8 protein-coding genes and 1 pseudogene are annotated in these 12,159 nt (G+C 61.7%); all 9 read left to right on the top strand.

Annotation, left to right across the window (positions count from 1 at the left end):
• The first annotated feature begins 90 nt into the window (after nucleotides 1-90).
• Nucleotides 91-5,085, top strand: a complete 4,995-nt coding sequence (locus EN943_RS28360) for an autotransporter domain-containing protein (RefSeq protein WP_164778421.1) — start codon at nucleotides 91-93, stop codon at nucleotides 5,083-5,085.
• Between the two features lie 454 nt (nucleotides 5,086-5,539).
• A complete protein-coding gene (gene ugpC / locus EN943_RS28355) occupies nucleotides 5,540-6,625 on the top strand; it encodes a sn-glycerol-3-phosphate ABC transporter ATP-binding protein UgpC (protein ID WP_127415522.1) in 1,086 nt (361 codons plus the stop codon).
• A gap of 38 nt (nucleotides 6,626-6,663) precedes the next feature.
• Nucleotides 6,664-7,989 carry an ABC transporter substrate-binding protein gene (locus EN943_RS28350; RefSeq protein WP_127415521.1) on the top strand — a complete coding sequence of 442 codons (1,326 nt, stop codon included), beginning with the start codon at nucleotides 6,664-6,666 and terminating at the stop codon, nucleotides 7,987-7,989.
• Between the two features lie 94 nt (nucleotides 7,990-8,083).
• A complete protein-coding gene (locus EN943_RS28345) occupies nucleotides 8,084-9,034 on the top strand; it encodes a sugar ABC transporter permease (protein ID WP_127415520.1) in 951 nt (316 codons plus the stop codon).
• A 1-nt stretch (nucleotide 9,035) separates the two neighbouring features.
• The gene (locus tag EN943_RS28340; RefSeq protein ID WP_127415519.1) at nucleotides 9,036-9,929 is read left to right on the top strand and encodes a carbohydrate ABC transporter permease; all 894 of its coding nucleotides are present in this window, start codon (nucleotides 9,036-9,038) and stop codon (nucleotides 9,927-9,929) included.
• 266 nt (nucleotides 9,930-10,195) lie between these two features.
• Entirely contained in the window at nucleotides 10,196-10,807 is a 612-nt protein-coding gene (locus EN943_RS28335) for a rod-binding protein (RefSeq protein ID WP_164778420.1), read from the top strand.
• A gap of 13 nt (nucleotides 10,808-10,820) precedes the next feature.
• Nucleotides 10,821-11,246 carry a hypothetical protein gene (locus tag EN943_RS28330; RefSeq protein WP_127270030.1) on the top strand — a complete coding sequence of 142 codons (426 nt, stop codon included), beginning with the start codon at nucleotides 10,821-10,823 and terminating at the stop codon, nucleotides 11,244-11,246.
• Between the two features lie 97 nt (nucleotides 11,247-11,343).
• Nucleotides 11,344-11,859, top strand: a complete 516-nt coding sequence (locus EN943_RS28325) for a hypothetical protein (RefSeq protein WP_127415518.1) — start codon at nucleotides 11,344-11,346, stop codon at nucleotides 11,857-11,859.
• A gap of 198 nt (nucleotides 11,860-12,057) precedes the next feature.
• Nucleotides 12,058-12,159, top strand: a pseudogene (locus tag EN943_RS38505) (sterol-binding protein); the annotation flags it as partial.

The following is a 12,159-nucleotide window of genomic DNA, read 5'->3' as shown; positions in this document are numbered from 1 at the left end:
GTTTTGAACACCGGCGGCGACTTGACCAACCATGGCGATGTCCTCGGTGGCACGGGCGGGGTTTTAGCCGCCGGCGGAACAGCCATTGTGATGGGAGATCTTGGCAGTATCGTCAACGACGGTCGCATTGCCGGTGGTCAGGGCGGGCTTTCCGCATCCGCCGGCGCGGCGATCGACCTCAGAAATGGTGGGACGATCATCAACGGCGGGGTGATCATTGGCGGTGAGGGCGACCATAGCGGTACCGGCGGCCTTTATGGCGCTGCTGGCGGAACCGGCAGTGGCGGCGCCCCCGGCTTTATTCCTCTGACGCCCAGTAACGGAAACGGTGGTAGCGGCATCATCGGGGCCAATTTGGCGGTGCTTAACGGCGGGGTGATTACTGGGGGAGATTCTCTCTTTGGCCGGGCTAACGCCATCACCTTCACCGGCGGCGCCAACACGCTTTCCCTGCGAAACGGCTCGATTATCACCGGCAATGTCGTGGTGGAGAGTGGCGCGACCGGCTCTTTGATGCTCGGGGACTATGACACGCTGCCTTCCACACCGGCCTTCGATGTCTCGAAGCTCGTGAATACGGCCACGGTAGGTGCGAGTGACGAGTTCGTCGGCTTCACGAGCTTTAACAAGGCCGGGACGAATACCGTGACCCTGACCGGCACGGGTGCGCAGGACTGGACCATCGATCAAGGCACCTTGGTCGGCGACACCAACAGCTTCGGCGGCAATCTCACCTTCTCAGGCCTGGGCAGCGGCATCGTCGTCTTCGACCAGGCGAGCGACGGTACCTATGCCGGGACCATTACCGGCCCCGGCCATTTCGCCAAGACCGGCGCCGGTACGCTGACGCTGTCGGGCGACAGTTTCGACCTCGCGGGCAACGTGGCCGTCTCGGCAGGCACGCTCGACATCGACACACAGCTCACCTCAGTTACCGGGATCATTGATACTGACGGAACTGATCCGGACGAGTCGGCCACCGCAAGAGTTTCAGGGTCGTCCACCTGGACTACCAACCTCCTTATTGTCGGAGATCACGATAAAGGGAAAGGGAGCCTGATCGTCGAGAATGGCGGTCAGGTTTTCAGCGCTGCGGGAGGAGCTCTGGCGCAAGGCGCGGGCAGCACTGGCTCCGCGGTGATTTCCGGGAATGATTCGAGTTGGACACTCGATGGTACCATCTCAGTTGGTCACTATGGCAATGGATCGCTCAGCATTGAAGATGGCGGGCAGGTTTCCAGCGGCAACGCCCTTATTGGTGCGGATGCTCAAGCCACCGGAGTTGTGAATATTACGGGCCGCGGGTCGGTTTGGACAGGCAACACCTTCATTGCCGTTGGCTTCGTTGGCAAGGGCACGCTGACTCTGTCGGAGGGCGGGCAGGTTTCGGTTGCTGGGGGGCCTGCTGCTGTTGTGTTGGCGGCCCAGACAGGATCATTCGGAACGCTCAACATCGGTGCGGCAAGTGGGGAAGTGGCGAAGGCCGCCGGCACGGTTGATGCGGCATCGATAGCTTTTGGCCCTGGCACAGGCACGGTTGTGTTCAATCATCTGGGAAATCCCGATGGGTCCGATCTGATTTTCAGCCCTTCCCTGACCGGCTTGGGGACCATCCTCCATGAAAGCGGCACGACCGTTTTGGCCGCGGACAGTTCCGGCTTCACCGGTGCCACCACTGTTGCAGGCGGCACGCTTCTTGTCGGAGACCATGCCAGTGCCGGTTTCCTCGGTGGCACGATCAATGTCGAGGACGGCGCCACGCTGGGTGGCTCGGGCACGGTGGGCACGACGACGGTTGCCGATGGCGGGCATATCGCGCCAGGCAATTCGGTGGGTACGTTGACGGTTGCCGGAAATCTGGGCCTCTCTTCAGGGTCGATTCTCGATTACGAATTCGGCAATCCAGGCGGTTCAGCCGGCTCTCCGGGTATAAGCGACCGCATCGGGGTGGGTGGCAATCTGACGCTCGATGGCACCCTCAACCTGTCACAAAGCGGCGACGTGGCCGATGGCACGGCGGGCCTCGGCTATTACCGGCTGATGACCTATGGCGGCAGCCTCACCGACAACGGCCTGGAGATCGGCACGAAGCCGCCGCTCTCCGATCCGGCCGCCTATGAGATTCAGGCGGGCGGCGGCAATGTCGATCTCTTCATCGGAGCGGCCGGCGACGACACGCTGCAGCACTGGCAAGGCGGCGACGGCACCTGGAACACCACGAACGAAAAATGGCTGAACCAGGGCGGCGATACTCTCATCTCTTGGGCAGGCAACCATGCGGTGTTCAAGAACGAACCGGGCGGCTTCGACGGCGGCACGATCGCCGTCGAGGGAACGCAAAGCTTCAAGGGCCTGCAATTCGTCGACAACGGCTATCGCCTGGAAGGCCCAGGCACACTTGACGTAGGCGGCTCCGGCAATGCCGAGATCCGGGTGCTGGCAGGCACGGCAGCCGCCATCGCGACGACGATTACAGGCGCGGGCGGGGTCAGCAAGACGGAAGGCGGCACGCTCGTCCTGGAAGGCAGCAACAGCTATCAGGGCGGCACGCGGCTTCTGGGCGGGATTATTTCCGTTTCTTCCGATGCCAATCTCGGCGCTGCAAGCGGTGCCCTGACATTCAACGGCGGCACGCTGCGGAACACGGCGGCGTTCGCGACGGCGCGCAACATCACCCTGGATGCCGGCGGTGGGACGTTCCGGACGGATGGCAGTCTGACGGCAAACGGCGTCATCTCCGGGACCGGCGCGCTCACCAAGACCGGGACCGGCGGGCTGGTGCTTTCGAGCGCCAACAGCTACGCCGGTGGGACGACGGTTTCGGCAGGATTCGTCACCGCGGCGACGACAGGCGCGCTCGGCAGCGGACCGGTGAATGTCAAGGCCGGTGACCTCCGCTTCATCAATGATGCAAGCGCCGAGAGCCTCGACATCGTCATGGAAACAAACGCAACGATGCGCTTCGATGGCAGTGCGTCGGCGGGAACGGCGACGATCGTCACTACCCAAAGCCGCATCAACTTCAACGACGAAACATCGGCCGGTGCGGCTTCGATCACCGGCAATGGTAGCAGGACGTCCTTCAACGGCAATTCGAGCGCCGCCAATGCCACGATTGGCGTTACAATCCAAGGAACGCTCGACTTCTACGACACCGCGTCTGCCGGCAGCGCCGCCATCACTAACAAGGGCGGCTTCGTTGGCTTCCATGGCGCCAACACGGCGGATGGGGCCGCGATCATCAACGATACGGGGGGAAAGGTCGACATCTCCGAAATGACGTCCGACGGTATCGCGATTGGCTCGCTTTCGGGCGATGGCGTCGTCTTTCTCGGCTCGAAGATGCTGACGCTTGGCGGATTGGATAAGAACGACACGATCGGCGGCGTCATCCAGGATGGCAGCACTGGCATCGGAGGGAGCCTCGTCAAGACCGGCGCCGGCACGCTGACGTTGAACGGCGTCAGCACCTATACCGGTCTGACCACCATCGACGGCGGCAAGCTCGTTGTCGGCGACGGCAGCCATTCCGGGGCAAGCATTGCTGGCGCCATTGCGGTTGCAGCCGGCGGCACGCTCGGCGGTTCGGGAACGGTGGGCACGACCACGATCGCCTCTGGCGGCACGATTACGCCGGGCAACTCGATCGGCACGCTGAATGTGTCAGGCGACTACACACAAGAGATAGGCTCGACCTATCTGGCCGAGATCGATCCGGCCGGCAATTCCGACCTGATCGACGTGACGGGCAAAGCCACCATCCAGGGTGGCACCGTCTTCGCGCTCAAGGCACCGGGCGGCTACAGTGCCGGAACCCGCTACACAATCCTGAGCGCGGATCAGGGCGTGACCGGGACCTATGATGCGTTCGACCAGAACGCCCCGTTTGTCGATCTGGCACTCGTCTACGATCCCGGCAATGTCTATCTCGACGTTGCTCGCAATGACGTGTCGTTCTGCGACGTGGCCGGCACCCGCAACCAGTGTGCCACCGCCAATGGCGCCGAAAGCGCCGGGCCGGGCAACCCGATCTACGATGCAATCGCCGGCCTGCCGGACGACGAAACCGCACGCGAAGCCTTCGATGCAGTATCTGGCGAGATCCATGCGTCCGCCAAATTCACGCTGATCGAGGACAGCCATTTTGTTCGCGATGCCATCAACGACCGCCTGCGCGCGGCCTTCGAGGGGGTAGGTATCCCGGCAATCCCGGTGCTGGCCTATGGCGAGGGCGGTCCGGTGCTGGCGCCTGCCACCACCGATCGCCTTGCCGCCTGGGGCACGGCTTTCGGGTCATGGGGCTCCTTCGACGGCGACGGCAATGCCACAGGCCTCGATACCTCCACCGGCGGCTTTCTTACCGGCGTCGACGGCCTTGTTGCGGAGGATGTGCGCCTTGGCATCATGACTGGCTACAGCCGCACGAGCTTCGATGCCGACGGCCGATCCTCGTCAGGCTCGAGCGACAATTATCATCTGGGCCTTTATGGTGGCACGCAGCGGGGCGCTCTCGCCTTCCGCTCCGGGCTTGCCTATACGTGGCATGACATCGAGACATCGCGCTCGGTGGCCATGCCCGGCTTTGCCGACAGCCTGAGCAGCGACTACAACGCTGGCACCTTCCAGGCGTTCGGGGAACTCGGCTATCGCATCGATACGCCAGTCGCGGCCTTCGAGCCTTTTGCCAACCTCGCTTATGTCAACCTGCATACGGACGGCTTCACGGAAAAGGGCGGTGCGGCGGCATTGACCAGCGCCAGCCAGACCACCGACGCCACCTTCGCCACGTTTGGTCTCAGAGCCTCCGCCGGCTTCACGCTCGGCGCCATCAATGCCACAGCGCGCGGCATGCTGGGCTGGCGCCATGCCTATGGCGACATGATACCGACCAGCACACATGCCTTCTCTGCCGGTGATGCCTTCACAATCGCTGGCGTACCGATCGCCAAGGACAGTGCCGCCATCGAAGCGGGGCTCGATCTCAACCTGACCGATGCCGCAACCCTCAGCGTCGCCTACCAGGGTCAGTTCGGCTCCGGCGTCCAGCAGAACGGCTTCAATGCAAAGCTCAACGTGGAATTCTAAGCGGATCGTTTCGGAATGACTGCCCAGACGGAAAGCGGCCATTCGATCCGGATATCACCAGGACCGCTTGAAGGCAGATCCAGATGACATGCGGATGTCCGCTTGCAGGAAACGAACTCGCCGAGCGCCAGGCAGGAAGTCAGCCCTATCGCCGCCGGACCGCCCGCACCAACATGGTCGAACGCACCTACAGGACGTGCGCAACCGCGACGAACGCGAACGCTTCGACCGCAAGCGGCTGGATTTGATCGCGCTGAAGAGGGCGCAGGAGTAGCTGGGGGTATTGCGTGGCGCGAAGCGGGCCCTGCAAGATTCGGGCCTTCCCGTAAACGCTTTACAGCCCGGTTTGGTAGCGCTACCGTCTCGGCCTAGCGTGAGCCTGGGAGGAGCCAAGGCTGTCGCTGGCGGAAGCGTTATTCCTTCGACGACGTCGGAGAATTTGTTGGGAGGACCGATGGCGTCTGTCGCAATTGGCGAAGTCTATAAATCATTCGGCGCTGTCGAGATCCTGCACGGGGTCAGCGTGAACATCGAGGACGGCGAGTTCGTCACTCTGGTCGGGCCATCGGGCTGCGGAAAATCAACCCTTCTCAGAATGATCGCCGGCCTGGAAAAGATTTCACGCGGCCAGATCGCGATCGGTGAACGTGTCGTCAACAACGTTGCGCCCAAGGAGCGCGACGTCGCCATGGTCTTCCAGAACTATGCGCTTTACCCACACATGACCGTCGCCGAGAACATGGCGTTCTCGCTGATGCTCAAAGGAGTTTCCAAGCCGGAGAGCGACGCAGGCGTGCGCCGCGCGGCCGAAATCCTTGGGCTGGTGCCGTTGCTGGCGCGCTATCCTCGGCAGCTTTCCGGCGGCCAACGCCAGCGCGTCGCGATGGGCCGCGCGATCGTGCGTGATCCGGCGGTCTTTCTCTTCGACGAACCACTATCCAATCTCGACGCCAAACTCAGGGTGCAGATGCGCGCCGAGATCAAGGAGCTGCACCAGCGCCTCAAGACCACGACAGTCTACGTCACACACGATCAGATCGAAGCCATGACCATGGCTGACAAGATCGTGGTCATGCATGACGGCATCGTCGAGCAGATAGGGCCGCCGCTGGAACTCTATGACCGGCCTAACAATCTTTTTGTCGCCAGCTTTATCGGCTCGCCGGCCATGAATTTGCTGAGGGGCGAGATCGCTACCGACGGCTCACCCTCGTTCCGCGGTGCCGGGGGGATTTCAGTCCCGTTGGCCTCGGCACTTTCCATCCCCAACGGCGAGCCTGTGGTGCTGGGAATAAGGCCCGAGCATTTGCGGCTGTCCGACGACCAGGGCATTCCGGTCACCGTCGCGGTGGTTGAACCAACCGGGTCCGAAGTGCAGCTCATCGGCCGGACGGCCGGCGGCGAAGAGATCGTCGCGAATTTCCGGGAACGACATTCCTTCACGCCGGGCGAAACCATCCGGCTTACGGCCGAGCCCAGCCTCATCCATCTCTTTCACGGAGAAACCGGACAGAGGTTTCAAACACGTACCGATCAGTAGGACCACAAGGCAGGGACAACAAACAGGAGGAAACGAGCATGAAGTTCACCAGACGCGACGTGATCCGCACCACCGCCGGCGCGGCGGCAGGTGCCTTGGGAAGTCGGTTCATCAGCTCTCCGGCCCTTGCCCAGGACGGACCGAAATACAAACCCGAGGATGGCGCCAAGCTTAGGCTGCTGCGCTGGTCGCCCTTCGTCCAGGGCGACGAGGACCAATGGCTGGCCAACACCAAGCGCTTCACCGAAGCGACCGGTGTCGCGGTCCGCGTCGACAAGGAAAGTTGGGAGGACATTCGCCCCAAGGCGGCGGTCGCGGCAAATGTCGGGTCCGGCCCCGACCTGATGTTCGTCTGGTTCGATGACCCGCACCAATATCCCGACAAGCTGCACGACGTGAGCGAACTGGGCGAGTATCTCGGCTCGAAATACGGCGGCTGGCATGATGGACCAAAGCAATATGCGACCCGGGAAGGCAAATTCATCGGCCTGCCACTGGCCACGATCGGAAATGCCATCGTCTATCGGGAAAGCTGGGTAAAAGAGGCCGGCTTTTCGGAGTTTCCCAAGGACACGAAAGGCTTCCTGGAACTTTGCAAGGCCTTGCAGGCCAAGGGACATCCGGCCGGCTTCACGCATGGCCATGGCGTCGGCGACGGCAACAACTATGCTCATTGGCTGCTGTGGAGCCATGGCGGCCAGATGGTCGACGAGAGTGGCAAGGTAACGATCAACAGCCCCGAGACCCTCAAGGCGATCGAATACGCGCAGGAGCTCTACAAGACCTTCATTCCAGGCACCGAAAGCTGGCTCGACGTCAACAACAACCGCGCCTTCCTGGCCGGCGAACTGGCTGTCATCGCCAACGGCATCTCGGCCTACAACACCGCCAAAATCAACAAGGACAATGATCCGAAGCTGGCTGAAATCGCCAAGGACATACGCACGACCAACCTGCCCATCGGTCCTGTCGGCAAATCCGTCGAATTGTTCCAGGTGACCACGGCTGTCATCTTCAATTACACGCCCTACCCCAACGCGGCCAAGGCGTACTTGCAGTTCATGTTCGAGGAACCGCAAATGAAGGACTGGATCACCTCCTCGGCCGGATATTGCTGCCAGACACTGAAGGCGTTCGACAACAACCCGGTATGGACTGCCGATCCCAACAACGCCGCCTACGCCAAGGCTTCGGCGACCCTGCGGCCTAACGGCTTTGCCGGGCCGCTCGGCTATGCTTCGGCGGCAACCATGGCCGACTACGTGCTGGTCGATATGTTCGCCAAAGCGGTGACCGGCCAGGCCACGCCGCAAGAGGCAATGGAAGAGGCCGAGAAGCGGGCAAATCGCTATTATCGCGTTTGAGCCGGCTCAGCCGGGCAGCGCGGCTGCCCGGCTGGCTTCGGATTGCGTCGCGGCCGATCCGGCCGATCAATGAGACCTCAGCAGGAGCCAACCCATGGCCGTGCCGTCAGCTGCTATCCAGCCGCGATCTTCGATCTTCTCACGGCTTCTATCGCGCTGGAGCGAAAGCCGGAACGCACTTGGCTTCGGCTTCATGCTTCCGGCGGCAGCACTGCTGCTTGTCTTCCTAACCTACCCGCTGGGGCTCGGCGTCTGGCTTGGCTTCACCGACGCCCGCATCGGCCGCCCCGGCATCTTCATCGGCATCGAAAACTATGAATATCTGTGGAGCGACGCCGTCTTCTGGCTCTCCGTCTTCAACACCTTGCTCTATACGATCAGCGCTTCGATCCTGAAATTCGCGCTCGGCCTCTGGCTGGCGCTCATCCTCAACCAGAACCTTCCCTTCAAATCGTTCTTCCGCGCAATTGTCCTGCTGCCCTGGGTGGTGCCGACGGTGCTCTCGGCCATCGCCTTCTGGTGGATCTACGATTCGCAGTTCTCCATTCTGTCTTGGGCGCTTATGGAAATGGGCCTAATCGACCACCGCATCAATTTCCTTGGCGATCCGGAGAATGCACGCGCCTCGGTGATCGCTGCCAATGTCTGGCGCGGCATTCCTTTCGTGGCCATCACGCTGCTGGCCGGCCTGCAGACGATTCCCCAGTCGCTTTACGAGGCCGCGACGCTTGACGGTGCGAGCCGTTGGCAGTTGTTCCGCTATGTGACGCTGCCGCTGCTGACGCCGATCATCGCCATCACCATGACCTTTTCGGTCCTGTTCACCTTCACAGATTTCCAGCTGATCTATGTGCTGACTCGCGGCGGACCGGTGAATGCCACCCATCTGATGGCGACGCTCTCGTTCCAGCGCGGCATTTCCGGCGGCCAGCTTGGCGAGGGAGCCGCGATCGCGGTGGCGATGATCCCGTTCCTGCTTGCGGCGATCCTTTTCAGCTATTTCGGGCTGCAACGTCGTAAATGGCAGCAGGGCGGTGGAGACTGACATGGCCGCGATCGAAACGAACAATCGTCCGAACACGGATGAAGGCGGCATGGGCTATCTTCAGAGCCTGCCCCGGCGCGTGGTGACCGTTTATCTGCCGCTCCTGATATTCGTCATCGTGCTGCTGTTCCCGTTCTACTGGATGACGATCACGGCGGTGAAACCCAATCTCGAGATGACGGATTATGCCAACTTCAACCCACTCTGGGTCGTCCATCCGACGCTCGAGCATATTCGGTATCTGCTCTTCGAGACGTCCTATCCGGGTTGGCTTCTCAACACGCTCATCATCTCGCCCGCCGCAACTTTCCTGTCGCTGCTGGCGGCGGTGTTCGCTGCCTACGCGATCGAACGCTTGAGGTTTTCCGGGGCGCGGCAGGTCGGCTTGGCGATCTTCCTGGCCTATCTCGTGCCGCCCTCGATTCTGTTCATTCCATTGTCGGTAATGGTGTTCAACCTCGGCCTTTACGATACGCCGTTCGCACTGATCCTCACCTATCCGACGTTCCTCATTCCATTCTGCACGTGGCTCTTGATGGGCTACTTCCGCTCGATACCCTTCGAACTGGAAGAATGCGCGCTGATCGATGGAGCGAGCCGCTGGCAAATCCTGACCAAGATAGTTCTGCCGCTGTCGGTGCCCGGCCTGATCTCCGCCGGCATCTTCGCTTTCACCCTGTCATGGAACGAATTCATCTACGCCTTGACCTTTATCCAGTCGTCCGAAAACAAGACCGTGCCGGTCGGCGTGCTTACCGAACTCGTACGTTCGGACGTCTATGAATGGGGAGCCCTGATGGCAGGCGCGCTGATCGGCTCCCTGCCGGTGGTGGTGCTCTATTCATTCTTTGTCGAGCACTACGTCTCCTCGATGACGGGGGCGGTCAAGGAGTGAGGCTGAGGCGGAAATCCCACCTCGGACCATCGAAGCAAGCTCGCGGGCCGACACCGGTGCCGTTTTCGGGCGGCCCTCGAGGTACCTGCCACTTTCGATCATAACGCTGCTTTTTCACGAGCCAGTGCCAAGCGTCAGCTTCCGGCCAAAGGCGACGATGGAAAAATCCGCCCGACAACGCATGGCGCGAAGCCGGCAGCTTCGATCCGATCCCCCGCACTCCGCTCCCTCTCCTTCCCGCAAGCCTGCCACAAGCTTGTTGAGGCATGGTCTGGCTAAGGAAAACCAGTAAAAGGCGGACTTTCTTGGCGATTTCTCCACCCAGCGACATCGTTATGGATGTGGCCCGAGCCGTCGACCCGGCGGATATCGAGACCGCCCGCGCCGCGCTGACGAAGCGGGCCGGCGGCGCTGCGGGCACGTTTTCACTCGACACCGCCGCTTCGGTCGATGCCGGCTCGATCCTGTCGCGCGCCACCGCCGACAAGGCCGCCGCTGCAACCGACCCTGCCAAGAAATTCAAGAAGTTCGAGGCGATGGTGCTGCAGACCTTCATCCAGAACATGCTGCCCAAGGACACCGAGGGCGTCTACGGCAAGGGCCTGGCCGGCGACATGTGGAAGTCGCAGCTTGCCGAGCGGGTGGCCGACGTGATGGCCGAGCGCGGCGGCATCGGCATCGCCAAATCGATGCTTGCCGACCACTATCTCGAAGGCAAGCGCGTGGTTCCGGTCGGTCCGGTTTCGGGCGGGTTGGAAAAGACCGAGATCGACCAGCAAAACAGCCTGTCGACCTCGCTGGTCCACCAATTGCAGCGCAAGGCTGCGGGGTCGATGACCGGTGACGAGACGACCATAAAAACAAATATCAAGATCTAAACTGGGAAACGCCATGGCCGACTTTTCGGAATCCACCCCCAACCTGCCAGCACGCACGACCGCGTCGGAAGCGCCGATCCCGTTCGCGCGGCCCGGCAACCTCGCCGCCATCATCGGCCGTATCGAGGAAGTGGTCGAGGAAGAGACGGCCGGTATCCGCAACGCGACCAACTATGATCTCAAGGCATCGAACGCCCGCAAGAGCCGCTACCTCTACGAGTTGACCCGCGCCATGAAGGGCGGCAGCGAAGCCGAATTCCTCGAACAGCACCGCGAGGGCCTGACCCGGCTGCGCCAGAAGCTGGCGAAGAACGAAGCGGCGATCCTGGCGCATCTCAGCGCGGTCAACGAAGTCGCCAGCCTGCTCCGGCACGCCATCCAGCGCGCCGAGACCGACGGCACCTACTCCGCCGGCGAGTTCGGCTGGATGAAGGCATGATGCCGAACATAAGCGACACGTCGGAGATCCTGCCGAAGCAACGGCGCAGTGCCACGTTGCCATCGCAAGGGACTGACCAAAGGAATGACAGGGCCCGATGATCAAGGTCATCGCCATCGCCGTCTGGATCTGCGCCGCAACGCTGGGCGCCGTGTTCTATTCGTTCCAGGCCGCCGGCGAGCGCGGTGTCGGCGAAACGCCGAAGCCGATGCTGGGCGGCCTCGACTACGTCAAGACCGACATCATTTCGGTGCCGCTGATCCGCAATTCTGAGATCGGCGGCTATTTCCTGACCAAGCTTGTCTACACCGTCGAACCCGAGCAGATAAAGAAACTGTCCATTCCCGCCGAAGCGCTGATCACCGACCAGGTCTATTCCTACCTCTATTCCAATCCGCAGATCGACTTCACCAACAAGGTGACGATCGATCTCGATGCCTTCCGCGCCGCGATCCGCGATACCGTCAACGCGCGCGTCGGCGCCCCCTTGGTGCATGAGGTTCTGATCGATCAGGTCAATTTCCTGTCGAAGGACGAAATCCGCGACAACTGGCTGCGCCGCAAGAAAAGCGAGACGGCGAGCGAAATGACCAAGGCGTTCAAGGAACACTGAGTTGCCCTGCTCATAAGCCCCGATCCCATTGGGCCTAACCTGCCGCAACGGCAGGAACCAGCCGCCGGAATCCGCGTTGACGTAAACGTCAACCCAAAGCTATATGCGGCAGCGACCGTGATCGCGAAACCGCGGCATGGGCTTCGGCTGGATCGAAGCGCCGTTGCGAGACAGATGCAACCAGACAAGGAGAACAGCGTGAGCGTTCAGGAGATTGCCGAAAAGATCAAGTCGCGCGTGGCCAGCAGCGGGTTCGATCGTTCCGTGAAATTCGACACCGGCAGCGACGGCGTCATCGTC

The sequence above is a fragment of the Mesorhizobium sp. M7A.F.Ca.US.006.01.1.1 genome (genome assembly GCF_003997935.1).
Taxonomy (GTDB): Bacteria; Pseudomonadota; Alphaproteobacteria; order Rhizobiales; family Rhizobiaceae; genus Mesorhizobium.
Note: the sequence above shows the minus strand (reverse complement) of the source record. Positions and strands in the feature narration are given on the sequence as shown.